This is a genomic window from Streptomyces ovatisporus, assembly GCF_042653885.1.
Lineage (GTDB): Bacteria > Actinomycetota > Actinomycetes > Streptomycetales > Streptomycetaceae > Streptomyces > Streptomyces ovatisporus.
Window position 1 is genome coordinate 368,373 of sequence record NZ_JBHSFH010000013.1, and the last position, 22,030, is coordinate 390,402.

Consider the following 22,030-nt stretch of genomic DNA (forward strand, 5'->3'; position numbering starts at 1 on the left):
TAGGGCCTGCCCGGGCGGACTTCACAGGCCTGCCAGGGAACGTGACGGGGGTTACCACCGCCGCAACGGACCGGTACGCGCAGGCGTCCGTACGGCGAACTCGCCGTACGGAGGCGTGATTGACGCGGAGAGCGGGCATTCCTATGGTCATGCGCAGGAATACAGGGGGATCGATGAGCGGCGGGAGCATGTGATGGGCCTCGGCACCGGTCTGAGCAGCGGCACCAGCGACCAGGACGGCCGGCACGGACAGGAGGGCGTGAGCCCCCGGGACGGCCGGAACCGTGAGCGGGCGCGGAGGACCGCGGAGGGTCTGACCTACCTCTCCGGCTTCGGCAACGAGCACAGCAGCGAATCAGTGCCCGGAGCGCTCCCCGTGGGCCGCAACTCCCCGCAGCGCGCACCGCTGGGCCTCTACGCGGAGCAGCTGAGCGGTACCGCGTTCACCGAGCCCCGCGCGAGCAACCGCCGCTCGTGGCTCTACCGCATCCGGCCCTCCGCGGCCCATCCACGCTTCGAACGCATCGGCAACGGCAGCCTGCGCAGCGCCCCCTTCACCGATACGGCGCCGGACCCCAACCGGCTGCGCTGGAACCCGCTGCCGGACCCGCCGGGGGGCACCGACTTCCTCGACGGACTGTGGACGCTGGGCGGCAACGGCGACGTGGCGCAGCGCTCCGGCATGGCGGTCCACCTCTACGCCGCGAACACCCCCATGACGGACCGGGTGCTGTGCGACTCCGACGGTGAACTGCTGATCGTGCCCGAACACGGCGGCCTGCTGCTGCGTACGGAGTTCGGACTGCTCCGCGCGGAACCCGGCCATGTGGCGCTGATCCCGCGCGGGGTGCGCTTCAGGGTCGAGCTGCTGGACGAGGCCGCACGCGGATACGTGTGCGAGAACTACGGACAGCCTTTCGTGCTGCCCGAGTTGGGCCCCATCGGCGCCAACGGCCTCGCCAACCCGAGGGACTTCATGGCTCCGGTCGCGGCCTTCGACGAGGGGGAGGCGGACCGTCCCGTCCAGGTCGTCAACAAGTTCTGCGGCAACCTCTGGGCCGCCCGCTACGACCACTCGCCGCTGGACGTGGTCGCCTGGCACGGCAACCACGTCCCGTACGTCTACGACCTGCGGCGCTTCAACGTGCTGGGCACCATCAGCTACGACCACCCCGACCCCTCGATCTTCACGGTGCTCACGTCCCCGTCCGACACCCCGGGCCTCGCCGGCGTGGACTTCGTGGTCTTCGCACCGCGCTGGCTGGTGGGCGAGGACACCTTCCGTCCGCCCTACTTCCACCGCAACGTGATGAGCGAGTACATGGGCCTCATCGAGGGCGCCTACGACGCGAAGGCGGAGGGATTCGTGCCGGGTGGCGGCTCGCTGCACAACATGATGTCCGCGCACGGACCCGACCGGGAGACGTTCGAGCGGGCCAGCGCCGCGGAGTTGAAGCCGCACAAGGTGGACGACGGCCTGGCGTTCATGTTCGAGACCCGCTGGCCGGTCCTCCCCACCGCGCAGTCCCTCGAAGCGGCCCACCTGCAGTCCCGGTACGACGAGGTGTGGCAGGGTCTGCAGCGCAACTTCCGTCCTTGATCCTCACCCGTGGCCGGAGCACCCCGGAGGCACCGTGACCGTCTTCGCTCCCGACTCGCTGGAACTCAATCGCAAGTTGCCGCTGTGGTACCAGGTTTCGCAGTCGCTGCGCGCCTCCATACTCGGCCGCGCGCCCGGAGCTCCGCTGCGCCTGCCGACCGAGGAGCGGCTCGCGCAGCACTACGGAGTGAGCGTGCTGACGATGCGGCAGGCGCTGAAGGAGCTGGAGACGGAAGGGCTCATCTCCCGGCACAGACGGCGCGGGACGTTCATCGAACCCGACGCCCGCAGGTCCCGGCCGGTCCGGCTGCTGGGCTCGGTGGACACCATCGTGGCCCAGCAGTCCGGGGAGCGTACGACGCTGCTGGGCCACGGCCCGGCGGCCGTACCGCCCGAACTGGCCGAATACTTCCCGCAGATCACGGAGACGACGGCGTACCGCAGGCTGCGGCACGACCCCGACACCGGCGAGGCGACGAACTGGGCCGAGAACTTCATTCATCCGGGGACGGCTCCCCGGATCGATCCCGCGGACCTCGAACGCGGCTGGCCGATGACCAAGGTGCTGCGCGACCGTGCCGGCGTACGGATCAGCCGGATCACCGACACCGTCGAGGCGCGTCTCGCGGATCCCGGGACGGCGAAGCTCCTCGGCGTGCCGCTGCTCAGCCCGATCATGCACTACACGGGCGTCACCTACGACCAGGACGGGCAGGTCGTCGACGTCGCACTGATCCACTACCGCGGCGACCGCTTCTCCTTCTCGGTGACCGTCGAAGCCCAGCTCGGCAACTGAGCACAGACGCAAGCCTGTTGACACCTCACCCCGATGTGCGGACGAACTCCCCCATGACGGCGGACCGCGGACGCTCGTAGCATCGAGCGGTGAGCGCAGACCGACCCGGCACCACGGACACCACTCTCCTCGACGCACCCCTGCTCGACGAGGTGATGCCCTGGTCCGTGCCGCCGCTGCGGCTGGGACGGTCCTGGGCGCGGGCGCCCGACCCGGCCTGGCTGAAGGCTCGCTGGAAGACGCTGACCCGGACCGAGGACGAGGGCGAGCGCGCCGCGCTCTTCGAGCCGAGCCGTTCGCGCACGCTGCGCAGTGCGGTCGCCCCGCTGCCCGGCAGAGCCGCTCCGGACTGCCTGCTCGCGCACGAGCAGGGCAGCTGTCCCGAGCCTGTCCGGCTGCTCCACGGACCGTACGACCAGCAGTGGCTGATCCCCGATCACCGCCTCATCGACAGCGCACGGGCCCAGTTGTGGCGGGTGAGCGACGCACATCAGACGCACCTGGTCGAGACTGCGCACGACCCGGGCCGGTCCGGACCGCTGCTCACCTTCACCACGCTGCTTCCCGACGGCCACTCCCCCGCCGGGCGCCCCGGGCGTATCCGGCCCCTCCACCGGCGTCCCGGCGGCTGTGAGCCCAACGTCCTTCCCGGGCTGCTGGAGCACCTCTCGGGCCGTCTCGGCGTCACGGTCGAGGCGGAGGACGTGCTGGCATGGACCGCCGCCGCCGTCCGTGGGGGCCCGAACGGCCGTGTCGTACCGCTGACTTCGGACGCCGCACTGTGGACCCGGGGGGTGTCTCTCGGCCGCCGAACGGTCTGGATCCACACCAGGGGAGCGCGCTGCGGGCCGGGGCCCGACGGCACGGACAGGCCGCGGCTGCCCGGAGGGCACCGCCCTTACGTGCGGGCGCCGTTGCCCGCTGCCTGCGGGCCGGGAGAAGTGAGCTACGACGCCGGGGAACGCGCCCTGCACGTGGCCGGGGGGCGAGTGGCCCCGGTCGACAGCTCGGCGTGGGAGTTCGAAGTCGGCGGCGTACAGGTCCTGGAGGAGTGGTTCGCACGGCGCGCGGAACCGGCGGCGCCGGGAACTCTGGCGGCTGTACGGCCGCGCGGCCGGCCGCAGGAAGGGGCGTCGGAACTGCTGGAGCTGATCACCGTGCTGACGATGCTTGCCGAACTGCGCACCGAACAGCGGGACTTGGCGATGAAGCTGGAGGAGGAGCGGACACAGGGGGCGGCCGGGCGCGGCACGGCCACCGGCCCCGGAGCCGGTGCGGGCATCGGGCGTTCCGAACTGGAGAGCGTGGGACTGCTTCCGCCGCCGGCGGTGGCCCGCCGGCCGGCATCGGTGCTCGATCTGGCCGAAGAGGGCCCCGGAGGTCAACTCGCGCTGCTGTGAGAGGCACCTGCGGCGACGGGGACGTGACGGGTGCCGGCGCGGCGGGAAACCCCCTGGAAACGAGCCTGGGACGGCAGCCGTACGACGGCCACCGTCCCGGAGCGCAGGGGAGGTCTAGGAAAGCACTCTCAGCCGCGCCCACCGAACAACGTACGGCGCAGCTTGCGCAGCGGTGCGAACAGCGAAACGCGCGCACTCCGGCTCGTGGACCGGTGCCGCGCGGTGTCACGTCGCGTGATCTCGCGCATCAGCGTCGTCGCTTCTTCCGTCTGGCGCTGCGGCACGGCGGGACCCGCGAGCACAGACAGATGCCGGTCGAGACGCGAACTCGTCGCGCCCGTACCGCATTTGATCGCAGGCACTCGCGCCCTGCCGCTCACTGTTATCTGTTCCATGACACTCCCCACCCGTACGAGGGCACTCGGCCCGGGCAGAGTAACCCTATCGCCCGACCGCTACTCGCGTGTATCCCGGTCACAGGATTCACCTGCCCCACAACGGCGTTGACGAACACCGCAGGCGCCACACATGTCCGCTCGGACCCGCTCCGTCGCCTTTCGGCCCGGCGGTCCCGGCGACGCGGAACCGCCTCGAAACCTGCGTGCGCCCGCGCCGGTGATGCCGGATCATGGCGTTCATGTCAGTCGACCGCCGCCCGGCGCCCCCCAGCACCGACAGGAGTGAGACCCCCTCCGTGCCGGAGACCCCCGAGGCCACCCTCCCGGTACGGCTCAATCTCGGCCACACGGATTCACCGTCCGACGTCATCGACGCCCTCCTCCTCGGCCGATTCACCAGCGGCGAGCAGCCCTTCTCCCGCAGCCGCTCCGTGAGCCGCGTCAAGAAGGGCCGGACACTGCTGCCTCCCGGGGCGACTGTGCTGCGCGAGGCACGGGCGGACGGGCAGCACGCGATTCTCGCCGAAGGCGAGGGCTGGACGGCCGCGGTCTCCCGCTGGAACCAGGGGGCGGACGTCACACTGACCGCCGTCAGCGACGAACTGGCCGAGAAGCGCCTGGGTGAGGCCGTCGACGGGGCGGAGGACGAACCGGAGCCGCAGTCGGACAAGGTCTCCATGGGGTTCTGGTACCACTCCCCGATGCGCGGCCCCCGGCGCTCCACCCGTGCGATCACGGCGGCGACCTGGAAAGAGGTGCGCCCCAACTACACAGCACGGGTGGCCGACGCCATGGACGGCCTGATGAAGATCACGCCCGACGAGATCTCGGGACGCCTGCTTCTTCTGCACGGACCGCCGGGCACCGGCAAGACCTCCGCGCTGCGCACGCTCGCCCGTGCATGGCGGGAGTGGTGCCAGGTGGACTGCGTCCTCGACCCGGAGCATCTGTTCAACAACATCGGCTATCTGATGGACATCGCCATCGGCGCGGACGACTCGGAGACCGAGCAGCAGCGCTGGCGGCTCCTTCTGCTGGAGGACTGCGACGAGTTGATCCGCGGCGAGGCCAAGCACGCGGCCGGCCAGGCCCTGTCCCGCCTGCTCAATCTGACGGACGGGCTGCTGGGCCAGGGCCGCAACGTGCTGGTGGGAGTCACCACCAACGAGGACCTGGAGCGTCTGCATCCCGCGGTCGTACGCCCCGGGCGCTGCCTCGCCCGTATCGAAGTCGGCGCGCTGGACCGTGACGAGGCGGTCGAATGGCTCGGCACCTCGGAGGGTGTGGGACGCGAAGGGGCCACGCTGGCCGAGCTGTTCGCGCTGCGCAAGGGGATCTCCCCGACATCGGTGTCCCCTCCCGACGGCGTGGGCTCGGGCCTCTACCTGTGACGGGCACGCACCGGGGGGCCGGTGTCGACATGGGAACAAGTCCCCGGGGCGGCGCGTCTCAGCACGCGTCGGCGCAGGGGTACGGGAGACCGCCGCGTCGCACACACTGGCGATAACCAGTCGAGCGATGTCGGTGGCCACTGCCAGAATCACCGGATGGTCGACAACGTCGCGGAAATCGTGGAGCGCTCAGCGCGGGGAGAACGCTTCAAGTACCTCTACTTCTGGGGACATCAGCCACGGCGGGACGGCAGCGCAGGCAAGGGCTGCCTGAGCCAGTGGTGGCCGGCGCCCTTCACGGCCGAGGGCGTGGAGTACGCCACGGCAGAGCACTGGATGATGGCCCGCAAGGCTCGTCTCTTCGGCGACGCGGAGGCGGAGCGCCGTGCGATCGCGGCTCCCGGCCCGCGGCAGGCGAAGGCAGTGGGACGCAAGGTGCGGGGATTCGACCAGGAGGTGTGGGAGCGCGAGCGCTACGGCATCGTGGTCGAGGGCAACGCGCGGAAGTTCGAGCACCACGCCGAGCTGCGCGAGTACCTGCTGGGCACCAACAGCCGCGTACTGGTCGAGGCGAGCCCGCTGGACAGGGTGTGGGGAGTGGGCCTGTCCACCGACGACGAGCGGCTCCGCGACCCCGCCCGGTGGCGGGGACTCAACCTGCTGGGCTTCGCGCTCATGGAGGCGCGCACGAGGCTGCTCACTCGGACGGCCTCACCGTCATGACCTTGCAGGACGAGCACGTCACGCCCCGGCGGCCCGTGCCCGCCTGATCCGCGCAGTCCGCGTCCCGTGATCAGGGCCGACTGCGCGATCCCCGCGGGCCGCGGCACAGGACGAGCACGGTCACCACGTCGGACTGCACGCGGTACGCGGCCAGTTGACCGCTTGGTCCGCTTCTCCCTTTCCGTGGGGATACAACCCTTCACCGGCTCGCAGGTCTGATGGGGCGACAGCACATATACGGGGGAAAGGTTCCGACATGCGCACACAGCCCTTCCGTTCCGCCACCGTCGGCGGTCTCGCGACAGTGGCCGCCCTGGGTCTCACGCTCGCCGCGAGCGGCCCGGGAGTCGCCGCGGAGCCGGCGAAGAAGACCCGGGCGCCGGGCTTCCTCGCACCGGCCGATCTCCCTCCTCACCCCTCCTCTCCCTGGTGGGCGGGGAAGGTCACCGCGGGCCTGCCCGACGCCGGGCCCTTCTGCGTCGACGGCGCGCTTCCCTCCGCGCGCAGCCACCACCGCGAGTACCACACGGACTACGACACCAACGCCACACAGGTCGCCGTCGTCTCCGCCAACGCGACGGCCGCGGCAAGACTGGCACGTGCCCTGGAGAAGAAGGTCGCTGCATGCGCTGCGGACTGGCTCCGTGAGACTCCGGGAGGGACGGCCTCCTGGGAGAAGTACGGCAAGGTGGCAGTCGGCGACGGCGCCCGCGTCTACGGGGTGCACACCTCGATGCCCGAGTCCGAGCCCGGCGTGCACCTGTTCGCCGTCGGCCGCGACGGGAAGACCGTGACCGTCGTCCGCTGGGGCGAGATGGGCAACCTCGGACAGGCCCCCGTCACCGCCTTCAAGGAGACGACCAGAACGGCCGTCGACAAGCTCGACTGACGGTCGGCCCCGGGCCGTTCCGGGCCGTTCCGGGCCGTTCCGGGCCGGGAGCCCGGTGCGGCCCGCCGCTCGCCGGTCAGCCGTACGTCGCGCGCAGCGCGTCCTCGACGGCGGCGAGTGCGACGGCACGGTCGAGCCCGAGCCGCCGCACTCGCCGTACGTACGACTCGGCCGCCTCCGCCGCCTCTCTGGCCGCGGCGTCACCGGCCGCGGCGACGAACGTGCCGTGCCGTCCACGGGTCTCGATCACGCCGTCCGACTCCAGCGCGCGGTATGCCTTGGCGACCGTGTTCGCCGCGAGCCCCAGGTCTTCGGCCAGTCCGCGGACTGTCGGCAGTTTGCAGCCCGTCGGCAGCTTGCCGCTGCGTGCCTGATCGGAGATCTGGGCGCGCAACTGCTCGTAGGGGGCGTCCGGCGCCTCGGGGTCGATGACGATCTGCAACGGCACGTGTTCTCCGGATCTGTTCGGGCGAATGAGCGCTGAACGGCGGCGCGGGCCACGCCTGGTTGAGCGCGGTCGAGCGCGAGGACGCGGTGCCGATTCTCTCCCAGACCGTGCGGCGATCGGGAGCCGGCCGACTCGCGCGGCGTACTGCGCGGTGCCACGACACCGCGGACGGCCGGAAGAGTGCCGTCCCGAGCACACGGAGGAGACGGGTGGGTTCGGCGCCTTCAGGTTCGGCCCGCTGCACCGCTCACGCACTGCGGCCGCACCGGGCGGGCCGGTGCTCAGAGTGCCGCGCGGTTGCCGGTGTCCACCGGCTGGTTGTTGTGGATGCCTCTCTGGGCATGCCCCTCGACCTGGTCGGCCGTGAGGGCGTAGCCGGTGCCGGCATCACTGGTGGAACGGGCGAAGACGACGCCGAGCACCTTGCCGTCCTTGCTCAGCAGCGGACCTCCGGAGTTGCCCGGACGGACGGTGGAGCGGATGGCGTAGATGTCGCGCGTACTGAGGTTGTCGCCGTAGATGTCCTGGCCCTGCGCCTGCACCCGCTGGGCCACGGCCGCCGCCCGCAGGTCGAGGCTGCCGTTCTGCGGGTAGCCCGCGACGACGCCCGGAGCGCCGCGTGACGCGTCTCCCGCGAACTCCAGGGCGGGTGCCTGCAGTCCCGGTACGGCGAGCACGGCCACGTCGGTGGCGGCGTCGAAGACCACGACTCTCGCCTCGTAGCGTGTGCCGACGCCGCCGACACGCACCGTCGGTTCGTCGACGCCGGCCACGACGTGCGCGTTGGTCATCACGTGCTGACTCCGGTAGACGAAGCCGCTGCCCTCCTGGCCGCGTGCGCCTCCGTCCACGTCGGCCACACCCTCGACCTTGACGGTGCTGCGCTTGGCCGCCTCGGTCGCCGCACGGGTGACGGAGTCGCCCGAGGGCTTCGCGACGGTCGCGCCCGGCTCGTTCTCGAAGGGATTGAACACCGGGGGGAACCCGGCCGTGGTCAGCGCTCCTGCCGCGTCGTTGAACCAGGTGGAAGCCTGGTCGGGCATGCGGTCCTGCACCATGCCGAGGATCTGGGAGCCGCGGATCTCCTGGTTGAGCACGGGCGAAGGCGAAACGGCCAGGGCACTCGCTGCGACCCAGCCGACGACGAGGACAGCAGCCGCGTTGACGGCCACTCCCCCGGCTCCGTCGGCCCAGCGCACGGGCGTCCAGCTCAGGGAGCCGCGCAGCCGCCACCCCAGCGGGGACGCGATGGCCTGGCCCACGGCGGCGGGCACGAGGACGGTCAGCAGCGCCACGACGGTGGCCTCGGTGGTGCCCGGCGTCACCTTCTCCAGCACGAAGGGCAGGAGCCACACGCCGATGACGGCTCCGCCCACGAATCCGGCGAGTGAGACGAAACCGGCGACGAGGCCGCGCTGATAACCGGAGACGGAGAAGACCACCACTGCGAGCAGCAGCAACACATCCAGCAGGTTCACCGTGCACCCCTTCCGCCCACTCGCCCGGCCTGCCCGCGTCCGCTCCCGTCCGGCGGACGCGCCTGTGATTGTGCCCTGGCCGCCCTTCCGCTTTCCCTATGTTGTTGAACACAACGCCGAACAAGGCGCGGTTGGTTCCAGAACCGGGCACAGCCGGGACGGTCCGCGGTGATTCGCGGTCACTGCCCTTCTTCTGCCCCCTCGACCCGTTTCGTCACTCCTGTTCGCTCCGGTCTCCAGCCGTCCGACGGTCGGGGTCCAGGCGGCGGGCGACCCGTCCCAGCCCTTCGGCGAGGAGTCTCAGCTCCTCCCTGTCGAGCACGTCGATCAGGGCTTCCCGCACGGCTGCGACGTGGCCCGGCGCGGCCTCGTCCAGAACCCGCCGGCCCTCGTCCGTGAGCACCGCGAACACGCCGCGCACATCGGTGGGGCAGGAGCGGCGGCAGCGGTCGTCCTGCTGCTCCGCGGCTGAGGCTCACCGACGGCCCGCCGCACCACCAGAGGACCGCGCACCGTCCGGCCGGATTCCGAGTATCGAGGAGGCTGAACCGCCATCACACGCCTGCCACACAGCACCGTGACGCATGACGCAGGTCCCCGCAGTACGGGCGTCGCCGCGGAGGCGGACGCGAGCAGCACCGCAGGCCCCGCGGCGAGAGGCGTCCGCATGCCCGTGCTCTATCTGAGCCACGGTGCACCGCCGTTGGCCGACGACGACCTGTGGACGTCCCAACTCGCCGCGTGGAGCGCCCGGTTGCCGCGGCCCAAGGCAGTTCTCATGGTCTCCGCGCACTGGGAGTCCGCACCGCTCGCCCTCTCGGCCACGCGGACCCTGCCGCTGGTGTACGACTTCCGGGGCTTCCCGGAGCGCTACTACCGGGTGCGCTACCCGGCGCCCGGCGCTCCCCGGCTGGCCGCACGCGTACGGGCGTTGCTCGCGGGCCCCGGCTCGTCCGTCCACGAGGCCGTCCACGAGGCACCCGGACGCGGCCTCGACCACGGCGCGTATGTTCCGCTCGTCGAGATGTACCCGGACGCCGACGTACCGGTGCTCCAGATGTCCATGCCCACACTCGAACCGGCACAGCTGCTGCGGATCGGCCGGAAGCTCGCCCCGCTCCGCGACGAAGGGGTCCTCGTCGTCGGAAGCGGATTCTTCACTCACAACCTGAGCGGCCTGCGGTGGGGCAGTGCGGTGGACGAAGCCCCGGGCTGGTCGAGGGAGTTCGACGACTGGGGCCGGGAGGCCCTGGCCCGCGGCGACGTGGACGCGCTGCTCGACTTCGAGCACAAGGCGCCCGCCGGCCGGATCGCCCATCCGCGCAGCGAGCACTTCGCGCCGCTGTTCGTCGCGCTCGGCGCGGGCGAGGCGGATCTCACCGGGGCGCGCACCGTCATCGACGGTTTCTGGGCCGGACTGGCCAAGCGTTCGGTGCAGTTCGGCGAGAGCGCCCCGCCCGGCCCGGAGCCGGCGTGCGGTGCGGCTCCGCAGCCCGACCGGGCGCACGAGCTTTAACCGATCGTGAGCCGCTCCTTAAGCGGACCATAAGGATGGGCAGTTGAGCGTTCCAACTGCTGAAACGGCAGCTGAGCGGGGTTAGCTTGCAAGTGGCCCCGGCCTCCGTGCCCCCACGGGGAGGCCGGGGCCGCATGCGTCAACCCCCCACCTTCAGGAGTCACAAGATGTCTGCTCGTCGTACGGTGGCGCGCATAGCGGCCCTGGGCGCGGCGCCCATGGCACTCACCATGCTGAGTGCGGTCCCCGCTGAGGCACACGGATCCATGACCGACCCCGTCAGCCGGGTCTCGACCTGCTTCGCGGAAGGCCCCGAGAACCCCCGGTCGGCTGCGTGCAAGGCGGCTGTCGAGGCGAGCGGCACCCAGGCGTTCTACGACTGGAACGAGGTCAACATCCCCGACGCCGCGGGCAGGCACAAGGAGATCATTCCCGACGGGAAGCTGTGCAGCGCCGGCCGGGACAAGTACAAGGGCCTCGACCTGCCCCGCAAGGACTGGCCGGCCTCCAGGATGAGCGCCGGGGAGCATGCGTTCTCCTACCAGGCGACCGCGCCGCACAAAGGTTCCTTCGAGCTGTACATCACCAGGTCTGGCTACGACCCGTCGAAGCCGCTGAAGTGGTCGGACCTGGAGTCCGAGCCCTTCGCCAAGACGACCGACCCTCAACTGCAGGGCGGCGCTTACAAGTTCAAGGGGACGGTTCCCGGGCGGACCGGCCGTCATCTCATCTTCGGCATCTGGCAGCGGTCCGACAGCCCTGAGGCGTTCTACACCTGCTCCGATGTGACCTTCGGCGGCGGAGAGGGCGGCACCGGCAGCGCCGGCGGCGCCCCCACGACGTCCTCGACGAAGGCACCGACCGTGCCCGACGGCAAGCAGGTCTCCGACGGGTTCGAGAAGTCGACCGTCGAGAACGACGGCCGGGGCGGCGGCCACTCGGGTGCCCACGGCCACGGCGCGCACAAGGAGGGCACGTCCGGCAGCGCCCCGGAGGCCGGGACGCCCTCCCCCGCGGCCACCGCCCCGAAGACGCAGCTTGCCGACACCGGCTCCGGGACGCACACCGGCACCCTCGCCGTCGCCGGAGGGTCCGTGCTCCTCCTGGGCGGCGCGCTGATGTTCGCGGGTCTTCGCCGCCGGGCCGCCGGCCGTGGCAAGGGCTGACCCGTGCTCGTAAAATGCGGGTACCAACCGGGCGTACGGGACTCGTACGCGGTGTACGGGACGGGGGATTCCGGATGGAACCGCTGGGGCCGCCCACGCCGGTGCGGGAAGTCACCTCTGAGGCCGAACTGGTCGAACTGCTGGGCACTCCGGCCCCCTACGCCGCGCAGAAGGCACGGACCTCTCTGCACGCGGTCGACCGTGAGTGGCTCGCGCACTCGCCGCTGTGCCTGATCGCCACTTCGGGAAGGGACGGGACGTGTGACGTCTCCCCGAAGGGTGATCCGCCCGGCTTCGTCAAGGTGCTCGACGACCGCACGGTCGCCGTCCCCGACCGGCCCGGCAACAAGCGGATCGACGGCTTCAGGAACATCCTCGTCAATCCGCACGTCGGCCTCATCCACCTGCTGCCGGGCCGGGGCGACACCCTGCGGATCAACGGCAGGGCACGCATCGTGCGCGAGGCGCCGTTCATGGACGACATGACGGTCGAGGGGCACCGGCCCGCCGTGGTGCTCGTGGTGGAGATCGAAGAGATCTTCCACCACTGCTCCAAGGCGTTCCTGCGCTCCAGCGCCTGGAACCCCCTGACCTGGCAGCCGGACGCGCTGCCGGGCCGGGCCCGGATCTCGAAGGCGCTGGAGAGGCAGGACGAGCCGCTGGAGGTGCTGGAGGAGCACTACGGCTCCTCGTACGCCGAGAGGCTGTACGAGGAGCCGTAGTGCTCCTTCCCGCGGGGCGCCGCCGCCGCGCGGGGTTCCTCGGGGGCCTAGGAGAAGCAGGTCGTCTCGGTCGCGTTCTCCGGGTCGAGGGCGTTGGCCGTCTCGTGCCAGGCCACCCTGTCGGTCAGCGCCACCATGAGGTGCTCGGAGATGTCGGCAGGGCAGAGGTCCTGCAGCACGACGTTCTTGACGTCCGGACCCTCCAGGAACTGCGTCTTGTACGGCGTGACGACTTCGTCGTACTTGGTGGCGATCACCGTGTACTTCACGCCGGGCACGGTGTCCCCGCCCTCGTTCAGGCGGTTGATGAAGTCCGAGCCCTCCTTCTGCTGCATCAGCGACGGACCGAGGTCTTCGATCGCGTCACCCAACGGCGGGATGAGGTCGACGAGTTTGGTGAGCCCGCTCAGGGTCGTGCCGTGGTTGCTCGGTGCGAGACCGACCAGAGCGTTCACCTTGTCCGCGCCGCCGAGGAACTTGAGGTAGTAGCGGGGCATCATGCCGCCCTGCGAGTGGCCCACGATGTCGACCTTGTCGGTACCGGTCGCGCCACGCACCTTCTCGATGTACGCCGCCAGCTGTTCGGCCGACTTCTCGATCGGACCGAGGCCGTAGACGAGCGGAATGCCGTTGTACTTGCCGTAGTCGAGGGAGAAGACGCAGTAGCCGCGGTTCTTCAAGTAGGGGGCCAGACCGAGCCAGTTGTCGACGGCGTTGCCTCCCGTGCCGTGGACGAGGACGACGGGCCGGGGGTGTTCGGCCGACGGCTTGCAGTCGTAGTCGTTCCAGCCGCCCTCTGCTGCTTTCGTCGCGGCTTCCTTCTCCTGCGCTGTCTCGGCGGCGGGGGCCGGTGTGGAGGGTTCCGCCGCCGAAGCACCGGCCGAGTTGACCGGCAGGGCCACAGCGATGGCGACCGCCGCTGCGGCGGCGGGCGTGCGGGCGTGTTTCCAGGACAGCTTCATGCCGTCTCCTCGTGGGGGTGGAGAGGGACGTTGCCTCGTGGGGCCGTGGGGGTTACTGGGGGTTGCACGGGGGGTACAGGGGGTGACCTGGGTCACATTGCCGAAGCCCCGTCAATTTACGTAGCGGTAACATGGGAGGGCCATAGGCCTGCTTGTGAAGATTCGGTGACGGCGTCGGTCCGTGTAGGCTGCCGCGGCACCCATTCACCGGCGGACCAGGAGCGGAAGGACACGCGTGGTTCAGCGGATCACCTCCCGCAACGCCCGTTTCCAGCAGTGGCAGTCGCTGCTGAGCAACCGGAACAAGCGCCAGAGAGCTGGTGAGTTCCTCGTCCAGGGCGTACGCCCCATCAGCATCGCGGTCCAACGCGGCTGGCCCGTACTGACGTTGGTCCACTCGACGGAGCGCCCGCTGTCACGCTGGGCGGAGGATCTGCTGCGAGACGCCGGCGCTGAACGCGTGGCGATGGACCCCCGGCTCCTCGCCGAGCTGGGCGAGAAGAACGAGGCCGCCCCCGAGGTCGTCGCGGTGGTCCGGATGCCCCCCGACGACCTCTCCCGCATCGACGCGGGCAGCGACTTCCTCGGCGTGCTCTTCGACCGGCCCTCGGGCCCCGGGAACATCGGAACGGTCATCCGCTCCGCCGACGCGTTCGGCGCGGACGGGCTGATCGTGACCGGCCACGCCGCCGACGTCTACGACCCCAAGTCGGTGCGGGCCAGCACCGGTTCGCTCTTCGCGCTGCCCGCCGTCCGCGTGCCCTCGCACCGCGAGGTCGTGCAGTGGCTGGAGGCGAGGCGGGCCCGCGGGCTGGACATCGCGGTGGTCGGCACCGACGAGGGCGGCGAGGCCGAGCTCTTCGACGCGGACCTCACCGGGCCCGTACTGCTGCTCGTCGGGAACGAGACCAAGGGACTGAGCGCGGCCTGGCGCGAGTTGTGCGATCGCACGGTGCGTATCCCGATGGCGGGATCGGCCAGTTCGCTCAACGCCGCCGGCGCCGCCACCGCCGTGCTCTACGAAGTGTCCCGCCAGCGCATCGCCGCAGCACGCGCCGCAGGACGGAACTGACTGAGACGGGGCCTCCAGGAACTGCTGGGCAGTCGCCAGTCGGCGTCGTCGCCGCCGACAGACGCAGCGGCCACCCGCATCCGGCCGTCCTGCGTTTCTCCAGTACCGCCGGCCGCACCGAGGCCGGGCATCTGCGCGGCCGGCACCGGACCTGCCGCCCACACCGCCCGGCACAGCCGCTCATGCCGCACCGGGATCGCCGGCGAGTCCGGCGGGGTGGGCGGCCGACGCGCCGAAACGCTGCCGGGCCCGGTCCGCGGCCGCCTCGGCCCGCCGGGCTTTCTCCTCACGGGGGTCCAGGGAGAGCTGCCGGGAGGCGAGTTCGGCCGGCATCAGCTCCTCGGCCCGCAGGGAGACCGCCCGTACCCGGGCCCGCTGCAGCCCGAGGGCGTCGTGCATGGCGTAGGCGACGGTGGTCAACGCCGGTGTGTGCGCGGTCGGTTCGGCGAGTGTGCGGGTACGGGTGGTGGTGGAGCGGTCGGCATAGCGGACGGTGAGACTCAGCGCGCGGGCGGCCTGGCCCTCCGTACGCATGCGGAAGCCCAGTTCGTCGGCGAGGGTGAGCAGCGCACGGCGGCGGCCGGCGGCGTCGAGTTCGTCCCGGTCGAAGCGGTACTCCGAAGCGACGGAGCGCGCGGGGGCGCTGGGAACCACGGGTGTCGGGTCGATGCCCCGGGCACGCTCGTGGAGGCGGCGCCCCGTCTTCGCGCCGAGTATCCGCTGGAGGGTGGCGGGTCCCGCCTCGGCGACCCGTCCGACGGTGTCCAGACCGTACGCGCAGAGGGTACGGGCGGTCGACGGGCCGATGCCGTGCAGGGCGGCGACAGGGCGGCCGGCGAGAAAGCCGGCGGTCTCTCCGGGGTGTATCACGCGGACCGTGCCCGGCGGCCCCGACTGCGCGGCCATCCGCGCGAGGAGCGGGTTGACGGCGACGCCGACGGTGCAGTCGGTGCCGTGGAGTGCCAGCGCACGGAGGCGGACGAGGCGGGCCAGCGCGGGTGCGTCACGGTCGAAGTAGCGCAGCGCGCCCCGTACGTCGGCGAGCGCGGCGTCGGGCGGCAGCGCCTGGACGACGGGGGTGAAGTCGGCGAGGAGGCCGAGGAGTTCGGGGAACTCGGCGCGGACACCGGCCCCCTCTCCGGCCGGGGAGCCGCTGCCGGCCCGGTTCCCGGCGTCCTCGAAGTGCACGTACAGCACGTGGAGTTGTTCGCTCGGCTGCTCGCTCATCCCGCGCTCCCCGGGCTGGAGTGCCAGAGTTTGCGCAAGGCCTTCGGGGAGTCGGCGGCGTCGCCCGGGGGACGCAGGTCGGCCCAGGGGTGCATCTCGTAGCCCTTGGCCACCTGGACCGTACGCCCGGACGTCCCGGTGCCCCTGCCCGCTTCCGCGCCCCCTTCCGGACCGTCACCGGATCCGGTGCGTCCCTCCGGGGGTTCCGACAGACGTGCGGCGACCGCGTCCAGGCCGCCGGTGCGGCGCAGTTCGACCAGTTCCGACAGGTCCCACGCTGCCGAACCGACCACGCTGAGGCTGCGTGGCCCGCGTCGCTGCACCACCCCGCGCACCAGCAGCAGCCAGGAGTGGAAGACGGTGTGGGCGCAGGCTGCGTGGGCGTCGTCGAAGAACGCGAGGTCGACCAGGCCCGTGCCGTCGTCGAGGGTGCTGAAGATGACGCGCCGTCCGGACCGGATCGGCGGGGTCTGGGTGGCGGCCTTGGCGCCCGCGACGAGGACCGTCTCGCCGTGCCGGGCGGACCGCAGGCCCCGCGCGGAGTACGCGCCCAACTCCCGCAGGAACGCGGTGTGATCGTCCATGAGGTGCCGGGAGGTGTCCATGCCGAGGACGCCGAGTTCCGCTCCCAGCCGTTCGCCGGCGTCGAGGTCGGGCAGCCCGGCCGGTTCGGGTGCGGCGGCACCCCCCGTCAGGTGATCCAGGGCCAGCTGCCCTTCGCGCGCTCCGGCCGCGGCACGCTGCCCGCGGTGCAGTTCGGCGATGTGCAGCAGCAGATCGCGCCGGTTGCCGTCGGGGGCGAACGCGTCCAACGCCCCCACCTGGGCGAGCTTTTCGGCCACGGGACGGGGCGGCCGGGCCCGTCGCCACAGATCGGCCAGCGAGTCGTAGGGCTGTCCGGCCTCGATCCGTTCCGCGTCCGCCTCGCTGATGCCCTGCACTTCGGCGAGAGCGAGGCGCACGCCCCACCCGGAGCCGGGAGCGGAGGAACCCGGAGGGCCGTCCCGGGGAGCCCGGGCAGCCGGAGAATCCGGTGGGTCCGACGGGCCCTCAACAACCCTGGAATCAGACACCAGTTCGATACGATAGGCGACCGAGGACCTGTTCACGTCCAGGGGCAGCACCCGCACCCCCCGCCGCCGGGCGTCCGCCAGCAGCAGCCGCTTCGGATACATCCCGGGATCGTGCTCCAGCACACCCGCGTAGAAAGCAGCCGGATGATGGGCCTTCAGCCACGCCGACTGGTAGGTGGGCACGGCGAAGGCGACGGCGTGCGCCTTGCAGAAGCCGTAGGACCCGAACGCCTCCACGATCTGCCAGGTCCGCTCGACGGCCTCGTCCGCATATCCGCGCCGTGACGCCTCCTGCGTGAACCACGCACGCACCCTCCCTTGCCGCACCTCGTCCGAGAGCGCACGCCGCGCCTCGTCGGCCATCGCCCGGCCGCACCCGGTCATGACCGAGATGATCTCGATGACCTGCTCGTGGAAGACCACGACGCCGTACGTCTCACTCAGCGCGGGCTCCAGATCCGGGTGCGGGTAACTCGGGGGCCGCCGCCCGTGCCGGGCCTCGATGAAGGGGCGCACCATGTCGGCGACGACCGGACCCGGCCTGAACAGCGAGATGTCGACGACGAGATGGTGGAAACTCTCCGGCTGAAGCCTGCCGACCAGATCACGCTGTCCCGGCGACTCGATCTGGAAGCAGCCGAGCGTCTCGGCGGACCGGATGAGCGCGTACGTCTTCGGGTCTCCCTCCGGCACCTCCTCCAGCTCGACCCTCTCCCCGGCCGCCCGTTCGATCTCGGCGACCGCATGCGCCATCGCCGACTGCATCCGCACCCCCAGCACGTCCAGCTTGAGCAGCCCCAGCTCCTCCACGTCGTCCTTGTCGAACTGCGACATGGCGAAGCCCTCACCGCTGGTGGGCATCACCGGCGTACGGGCGCGGAGCGAGGAGTCCGAGAGCAGCACCCCGCACGGGTGCATGGCGACCCCGCGGGGCAGAGCGTCCAGCGACTCGACCAGATCCCAGAAGCGGGGGCCGTACCGCTCGACGTCCACACCGCGCAGCTCCGGGAGCTCGTCGAGAGCAGCACGCGCGTCCCGCGCCCGGATGTGCGGGAACGCCTTGGCGAGCCGGTCGGTCTCGGCGGGATCCATGCTCAGCGCCGCGCCCACGTCGCGGATGGCGTGACGCACCCGGTAGGTCTCGGGCATGGCGACAGTGGCGACGCGTTCCTCGCCGAAGCGTTCGAAGATGGCGCGGTAGACATCGAGCCGCCGGGCGGACTCCACGTCGATGTCGATGTCCGGGAGGGCCGCCCGGCGCGGCGAGAGGAACCGCTCCATGAGCAGGCCGTGTTCGAGAGGGTCGGCGTGCGCGATGCCCAGCAGATGGTTGACCAGGGACCCCGCCCCCGAGCCGCGCGCCGCGACCCGTACGCCCATCGCCTGAACGTCCTGGACGACCTGCGCGACGGTGAGGAAGTAGGAGGAGAAGCCGAGCCCCTCGATGATCCGCAGTTCGTGTTCGAGCCGCTCCCAGCGCTCCCGCTGCCCCTCGTACCGCCGCGCGACCATCCCCGCGGCACAACGCGAACGCAGCACACGCTCGGCGGTTCTTCCCCCGCTCCCCCGCGGCCCGGCAGGTCCGGCAGGTCCGGCAGAACCGCCGGGGCCGCGGGGACGGCCGTCCCGGCGGCTGTGCCCGCCGTCCGTACCCGCGCCGACCAGCCACGGTTCGGGAAAGTGGACCCGCCCGATGCCGATGTCGTCCTCGGGGTCGACCCGGCAGCCCCCGGCGGTCTCCTCGGTCAGCGTCAGCAGCCGGTGCGCGGCGTCGCTCCGGTAGCCCGCGGCCTCCGCGACGCGCAGCGCGACCGTCTCCATCGCCTCCGGCCCCTTCAGCCACCGCTCACCGCCGTCCAGGCCCTTCCTCGGGTCGACGGGCACCAGACGCCGCGCGGCGTCCAGTACGTCCGCGACCGGCCCCTGACTGGGATCGGCGTAGCGCACCGCGTTGGTCAGCACGGGCTTGACCCCCTGCTCTGCGGCGAGGCCCAGCATCCGCGCGGACTCCCGCAGGGGTACGCACCCCGCGACCTCCAGCCGCAGTGCCGTACCGAAGATCTCCCGCCAGCCGGTCAGCAGCCGTGCCGCCTTGTCGGGACGCCCGGCGGCGAGTGCGCGTCCCACGTCGGACCCGGGCCCGAGCAGTACGGTCAGCGCTCCCCCGTACGCGCCACCCAGCGCCGCCAGGTCGTCCCACTCCAGCTGAGGCCGCTCGCCTCCGCCGGCGTGTGCCGCACTCACCAGCCGGCACAGCCCGTCCCACCCCACGGCGCCCCTGGCCGCGAGGAAGACGACCCGCTGTGCCGATTCGTCGATGAAGGCACCACCCCGGACCGGCGTACGGCGCCGGCGTACCGCGCTCCTGCGCTCCGGGCGCTCCGCCACGGCCAGATCCGCCCCGTAGACGGGCCGCACTCCGGCGTTCGCGCTCGCCCGTGCGAAGCGCACCGCTCCGGCCAGGGTGTCGCGGTCGGTGAGCGCGACCGCGTCCATTCCGCGCTCGCGGGCACGCTCGGCCAGCGTCTCGGGATGCGACGCCCCGTACCGCAGGGAGAAGCCGGAGGCGACATGGAGATGCACGAATCCAGGCATCGCACGCACCTCCCACCGCACCCGCATCCCTGCTTGCCGAATACCTCCCCACCATAGACCAGCAGTCGAACCCGCGTTCGAACAGTGTCCCGCGACTCTTCGCAGCTCACCACCGGTACGGGTGCGGCTGGTCGAGACAGTTGTCACTTGGTCTCGATGTCTGTCACTTCGTGGACGTTGGTGGCGCAGACGCCGACGAGCAGGGACGGTCCCGCGAGCGACGGAATGACTCTCACAACGACCGGTCCGAAGACGCGGGTCAGCCCGCCCCGCCGTCGAGCAGCCAGTTGTAGCGCAGCCGGAGCGCCCGCTCCGTGCTGGCCGTCGCAGCGCCGAGCCCGACCACGGCGTTGCCCCATGCCGGCAGGTCAACGGGCGAGGTGAAGGTCCCGACCCGCTGCACAGCCCGACGCTGCCGCAATGCCTGGAACATGCCTCAGCCCCTCCCGCTACTCGCTCGGTTCCGCCGGGCAGGCGAGGTCCTGTTCCGGGCGCTGCCCGGCGGTCAGGAACGTCGTCACCGCGTCTTTCGCGCACGTGTTGGGGCCGAACGGATAGACACCGTGCCCGCCCTGGTCGGCCGTCACCATCGTGGCCCGCTTCCCGAACGCCCGCCGCAACTCCTTCGCGCCTGCCAGCGGCGTCCCCGGGTCGCGCTCGTTCTGCACCATGAGTACGTTCGACGGGCCCCGGTCGCCGATGCGCACCGGCGGCTCGACCCGCTTGTCCGGCCAGAAGGCGCACGGTCCGATGCCGGCCGAGGACCCGCCCAGCATCGGGTACTTCTGCCGGTCGGCCGCGACATTGCGCTGATACTCCCGGACCGTCCCCGGCCAGCGCGAATCACTGCAGAGCACAAAAAAACGGGCAGACATGAAGTTCTCCATGTTCTCCATCACCGGCGGGGTGTTGGGCGGCAGCGGCCGGTCCTTGTCGAGCGCCTGCCACATCTCGGCCACCAGCGGCATATCCGAATCGCTGTAGAGGCGGTCGAAGGTGATCCCGCGGAACAATGTCGCGTCGATGCCCCGGACCGGTTTCGCCTCCAACCGCTTCGCGAGGTCGAAGAACTCCGCGGTCACCTGCTCCGTTGTGGTGCCCAGACCGTACTCGGGGTGCGCGACGGCGAACGCCGCGAAGTCCGGGAACCGGTCCTCCATTCCACGGGCGAGCGACCGCATGGCCGTGACGTCGTAACCGCCGGGGCCCAAGTTGCTGTCGAGCACGATCCGGTCGCTGCGCCCGGGGAACAGCGTCGTGTACACCGCGCCGAGGTAGCTGCCGTAGGACGCGCCGAGGTACGAAAGTTTCGGCTCGCCCAGCGCCGTACGGATCCGGTCCATGTCGCGCGCGGTGTTCGCGGTGGTGGTGTGCGGCAGCATCCACGCCGTCCGTGAGGTGGCGCACTGCTTGGCGATGGTCCGCGCGTTCTTCGCCTCCCGCGCGACATCGCCCGCGGTGTGCGCGTACGGCGGGATGTTGCCGCGCTTCTGCTGTTCCGGCGTCAGATCGCAGGTCACCGGCGTGCTGCGGCCGACGCCACGCGGGTCGAAGCCGATCACGTCGTAGGAGTCCTGCACTTTCTGCGGCAGTTTCGAGGCGGCGAGAGCGGCCGGGTAGCCGAGTCCTGAGATGCCGGGGCCGCCCGGGTTGGTCAGCAGCACGCCGCGGCGCTGCGACGGTTTCCTGCTCGCCATCCGGGAGATCCCGATCTCGATCTGACGGCCGTCCGGATTCCGGTAGTCCAGCGGGACCTCGAGTGTCGAACACTCCAGACGAGATGAGGCGGCCTTACGGGGTGAGCCGCCCTTCTCCGAACATGGGCCCCACCGCACGGCGTCCGGCGTCGCCACCGACACCCCCGGAAACACGGTCGCCGCCACCGCGGTGGCGGCGAGGGCGAGGGACAGCGTTCTGCGCATCTGATGTCCTCCTGAAGGGGCGCACTGGGGCGCCGGAACGGGCGGGCTCGGGGTCCCGCCGCCGGGCGTCCACGCGGACCGGCGCGTCGGTCCGGGCGGGGTTGCAGAGGTCGAGGTCGGCCAGGCTGAGCGCGCGCACGGCGAAGTCCTCTCTCCGGGGCGCGTCGGCGCACATGCCGGAGGAGCGCATCCGTGGTCCCGGATGTCGTCAGGCCGCTCCTCGGCCGTGGACTCCCCCGGGATCAGCGGCCCGATCGGAGGCCGCCTTCTGGCGGGTGTGTGCCCAGCCACCGAATACCGCTCCGACGAGCGCGCTGAAGCCGAGGAGAATCACCTGGCCGGTAAGGCCGCCGGAGACCCGGCTGAAGATGCCCCACAGGGGATCGGAGTCCTGGTTGAACAATCCGCGGATCACCGCTGGGGCGGACAGGGCTGTGATCACCATCCCGGTCGCCTCTAATGCCATACGGCCACCCTTGCGCATCGCGTTTCTCCGTCTCGTGTCCGGTTGTCTCGGCACGTGAACGAGTCTTCCGGTGCGGCGCGGCCGGCACATCCGCCCGGCGTCCCGAACCTTCCTCGACCCAGGGCGAGGCAGTGCTTCGACTCCGGGCCAAGGGCGCATCAGCCCCGGGTCTGACTCACCCGGCCA

The 22,030-nt window shown here is 71.3% G+C and carries 19 protein-coding genes and 1 pseudogene; 10 read left to right on the top strand and 10 right to left on the bottom strand.

Annotated features, from left to right (window positions below):
* Positions 1–193 precede the first annotated feature (193 nt).
* The 3 genes from hmgA to ACFPA8_RS23015 all read left to right on the top strand — a co-directional run bounded on the left by hmgA (position 194) and on the right by ACFPA8_RS23015 (position 3,796).
* Positions 194–1,600 carry a homogentisate 1,2-dioxygenase gene (hmgA, locus tag ACFPA8_RS23005; RefSeq protein ID WP_386451368.1) on the top strand — a complete coding sequence of 469 codons (1,407 nt, stop codon included), beginning with the start codon at positions 194–196 and terminating at the stop codon, positions 1,598–1,600.
* A 34-nt stretch (positions 1,601–1,634) separates the two neighbouring features.
* A complete protein-coding gene (locus ACFPA8_RS23010) occupies positions 1,635–2,396 on the top strand; it encodes a GntR family transcriptional regulator (RefSeq protein ID WP_386451370.1) in 762 nt (253 codons plus the stop codon).
* Positions 2,397–2,551: 155 nt separating this feature from the next.
* On the top strand, positions 2,552–3,796 hold the full coding sequence (locus ACFPA8_RS23015; protein WP_386451521.1) for a type ISP restriction/modification enzyme: 1,245 nt from the start codon (positions 2,552–2,554) through the stop codon (positions 3,794–3,796).
* A gap of 128 nt (positions 3,797–3,924) precedes the next feature.
* Here ACFPA8_RS23015 and ACFPA8_RS23020 read toward each other — a convergent pair whose 3' ends face one another.
* Positions 3,925–4,191 carry a hypothetical protein gene (locus ACFPA8_RS23020; protein WP_386451372.1) on the bottom strand — a complete coding sequence of 89 codons (267 nt, stop codon included), beginning with the start codon at positions 4,189–4,191 and terminating at the stop codon, positions 3,925–3,927.
* 242 nt (positions 4,192–4,433) lie between these two features.
* Between ACFPA8_RS23020 and ACFPA8_RS23025 the strand changes: the two genes are divergently transcribed.
* From ACFPA8_RS23025 to ACFPA8_RS23035, 3 genes are all read left to right on the top strand, one after another.
* Positions 4,434–5,585, top strand: coding sequence for a DUF5925 domain-containing protein (locus ACFPA8_RS23025; RefSeq protein ID WP_386451374.1), 1,152 nt, complete (start codon positions 4,434–4,436; stop codon positions 5,583–5,585).
* 156 nt (positions 5,586–5,741) lie between these two features.
* A complete protein-coding gene (locus ACFPA8_RS23030) occupies positions 5,742–6,308 on the top strand; it encodes an NADAR family protein (protein ID WP_386451376.1) in 567 nt (188 codons plus the stop codon).
* A gap of 256 nt (positions 6,309–6,564) precedes the next feature.
* Positions 6,565–7,197: a hypothetical protein gene (locus tag ACFPA8_RS23035; RefSeq protein WP_386451378.1), complete on the top strand. Its 633-nt coding sequence runs from the start codon at positions 6,565–6,567 to the stop codon at positions 7,195–7,197.
* A 76-nt stretch (positions 7,198–7,273) separates the two neighbouring features.
* Here ACFPA8_RS23035 and ACFPA8_RS23040 read toward each other — a convergent pair whose 3' ends face one another.
* The 3 genes from ACFPA8_RS23040 to ACFPA8_RS23050 all read right to left on the bottom strand — a co-directional run bounded on the left by ACFPA8_RS23040 (position 7,274) and on the right by ACFPA8_RS23050 (position 9,535).
* Positions 7,274–7,645 carry a GntR family transcriptional regulator gene (locus ACFPA8_RS23040; protein ID WP_386451380.1) on the bottom strand — a complete coding sequence of 124 codons (372 nt, stop codon included), beginning with the start codon at positions 7,643–7,645 and terminating at the stop codon, positions 7,274–7,276.
* Between the two features lie 281 nt (positions 7,646–7,926).
* On the bottom strand, positions 7,927–9,123 hold the full coding sequence (locus ACFPA8_RS23045; protein ID WP_386451382.1) for a MarP family serine protease: 1,197 nt from the start codon (positions 9,121–9,123) through the stop codon (positions 7,927–7,929).
* 214 nt (positions 9,124–9,337) lie between these two features.
* Entirely contained in the window at positions 9,338–9,535 is a 198-nt protein-coding gene (locus tag ACFPA8_RS23050; RefSeq protein ID WP_386451384.1) for a hypothetical protein, read from the bottom strand.
* Between the two features lie 255 nt (positions 9,536–9,790).
* Between ACFPA8_RS23050 and ACFPA8_RS23055 the strand changes: the two are divergent.
* From ACFPA8_RS23055 to ACFPA8_RS23065, 3 genes and pseudogenes are all read left to right on the top strand, one after another.
* Positions 9,791–10,567, top strand: a pseudogene (locus ACFPA8_RS23055) (dioxygenase family protein); the annotation flags it as partial.
* Between the two features lie 239 nt (positions 10,568–10,806).
* Positions 10,807–11,805, top strand: a complete 999-nt coding sequence (locus tag ACFPA8_RS23060; protein WP_386451385.1) for a lytic polysaccharide monooxygenase auxiliary activity family 9 protein — start codon at positions 10,807–10,809, stop codon at positions 11,803–11,805.
* A 74-nt stretch (positions 11,806–11,879) separates the two neighbouring features.
* Positions 11,880–12,527, top strand: a complete 648-nt coding sequence (locus ACFPA8_RS23065) for a pyridoxamine 5'-phosphate oxidase family protein (RefSeq protein ID WP_386451523.1) — start codon at positions 11,880–11,882, stop codon at positions 12,525–12,527.
* Between the two features lie 47 nt (positions 12,528–12,574).
* Here ACFPA8_RS23065 and ACFPA8_RS23070 read toward each other — a convergent pair whose 3' ends face one another.
* Complete coding sequence (locus ACFPA8_RS23070; protein ID WP_386451387.1) at positions 12,575–13,489, bottom strand: esterase/lipase family protein; 915 nt, start codon at positions 13,487–13,489, stop codon at positions 12,575–12,577.
* A gap of 235 nt (positions 13,490–13,724) precedes the next feature.
* Here ACFPA8_RS23070 and ACFPA8_RS23075 point away from each other — a divergent pair, with 235 nt between their 5' ends.
* On the top strand, positions 13,725–14,561 hold the full coding sequence (locus ACFPA8_RS23075; protein WP_386451389.1) for an RNA methyltransferase: 837 nt from the start codon (positions 13,725–13,727) through the stop codon (positions 14,559–14,561).
* Positions 14,562–14,741: 180 nt separating this feature from the next.
* On the opposite strand, the gene ACFPA8_RS23080 is transcribed toward ACFPA8_RS23075, so the two are convergent.
* The 5 genes from ACFPA8_RS23080 to ACFPA8_RS23100 all read right to left on the bottom strand — a co-directional run bounded on the left by ACFPA8_RS23080 (position 14,742) and on the right by ACFPA8_RS23100 (position 21,844).
* The gene (locus tag ACFPA8_RS23080; protein WP_386451391.1) at positions 14,742–15,788 is read right to left on the bottom strand and encodes a DNA polymerase Y family protein; all 1,047 of its coding nucleotides are present in this window, start codon (positions 15,786–15,788) and stop codon (positions 14,742–14,744) included.
* A complete protein-coding gene (locus ACFPA8_RS23085) occupies positions 15,785–19,456 on the bottom strand; it encodes a DNA polymerase III subunit alpha (RefSeq protein WP_386451393.1) in 3,672 nt (1,223 codons plus the stop codon). The genes ACFPA8_RS23080 and ACFPA8_RS23085 overlap by 4 nt, the downstream gene beginning before the upstream one ends.
* Positions 19,457–19,715: 259 nt before the next feature.
* Complete coding sequence (locus tag ACFPA8_RS23090; protein ID WP_386451395.1) at positions 19,716–19,889, bottom strand: hypothetical protein; 174 nt, start codon at positions 19,887–19,889, stop codon at positions 19,716–19,718.
* Between the two features lie 16 nt (positions 19,890–19,905).
* A complete protein-coding gene (locus tag ACFPA8_RS23095; protein WP_386451397.1) occupies positions 19,906–21,378 on the bottom strand; it encodes an alpha/beta hydrolase in 1,473 nt (490 codons plus the stop codon).
* A 208-nt stretch (positions 21,379–21,586) separates the two neighbouring features.
* Positions 21,587–21,844 carry a hypothetical protein gene (locus ACFPA8_RS23100; protein WP_386451399.1) on the bottom strand — a complete coding sequence of 86 codons (258 nt, stop codon included), beginning with the start codon at positions 21,842–21,844 and terminating at the stop codon, positions 21,587–21,589.
* Between the last annotated feature and the right edge of the window lie 186 nt (positions 21,845–22,030).

Excerpts from the sequence above, each read along its gene's own strand:
- ACFPA8_RS23080 (WP_386451391.1), bottom strand. The coding sequence starts at position 15,788 with ATGAGCGAGCAGCCGAGCGAACAACTCCACGTGCTGTACGTGCACTTC.
- ACFPA8_RS23085 (WP_386451393.1), bottom strand. The coding sequence starts at position 19,456 with ATGCCTGGATTCGTGCATCTCCATGTCGCCTCCGGCTTCTCCCTGCGG.
- ACFPA8_RS23070 (WP_386451387.1), bottom strand. The coding sequence starts at position 13,489 with ATGAAGCTGTCCTGGAAACACGCCCGCACGCCCGCCGCCGCAGCGGCG.
- ACFPA8_RS23025 (WP_386451374.1), top strand. The coding sequence starts at position 4,434 with ATGTCAGTCGACCGCCGCCCGGCGCCCCCCAGCACCGACAGGAGTGAG.
- hmgA (WP_386451368.1), top strand. The coding sequence starts at position 194 with ATGGGCCTCGGCACCGGTCTGAGCAGCGGCACCAGCGACCAGGACGGC.
- ACFPA8_RS23090 (WP_386451395.1), bottom strand. The coding sequence starts at position 19,889 with ATGTTCCAGGCATTGCGGCAGCGTCGGGCTGTGCAGCGGGTCGGGACC.
- ACFPA8_RS23035 (WP_386451378.1), top strand. The coding sequence starts at position 6,565 with ATGCGCACACAGCCCTTCCGTTCCGCCACCGTCGGCGGTCTCGCGACA.
- ACFPA8_RS23030 (WP_386451376.1), top strand. The coding sequence starts at position 5,742 with ATGGTCGACAACGTCGCGGAAATCGTGGAGCGCTCAGCGCGGGGAGAA.
- ACFPA8_RS23060 (WP_386451385.1), top strand. The coding sequence starts at position 10,807 with ATGTCTGCTCGTCGTACGGTGGCGCGCATAGCGGCCCTGGGCGCGGCG.
- ACFPA8_RS23065 (WP_386451523.1), top strand. The coding sequence starts at position 11,880 with ATGGAACCGCTGGGGCCGCCCACGCCGGTGCGGGAAGTCACCTCTGAG.
- ACFPA8_RS23095 (WP_386451397.1), bottom strand. The coding sequence starts at position 21,378 with ATGCGCAGAACGCTGTCCCTCGCCCTCGCCGCCACCGCGGTGGCGGCG.
- ACFPA8_RS23020 (WP_386451372.1), bottom strand. The coding sequence starts at position 4,191 with ATGGAACAGATAACAGTGAGCGGCAGGGCGCGAGTGCCTGCGATCAAA.
- ACFPA8_RS23100 (WP_386451399.1), bottom strand. The coding sequence starts at position 21,844 with ATGGCATTAGAGGCGACCGGGATGGTGATCACAGCCCTGTCCGCCCCA.
- ACFPA8_RS23015 (WP_386451521.1), top strand. The coding sequence starts at position 2,552 with ATGCCCTGGTCCGTGCCGCCGCTGCGGCTGGGACGGTCCTGGGCGCGG.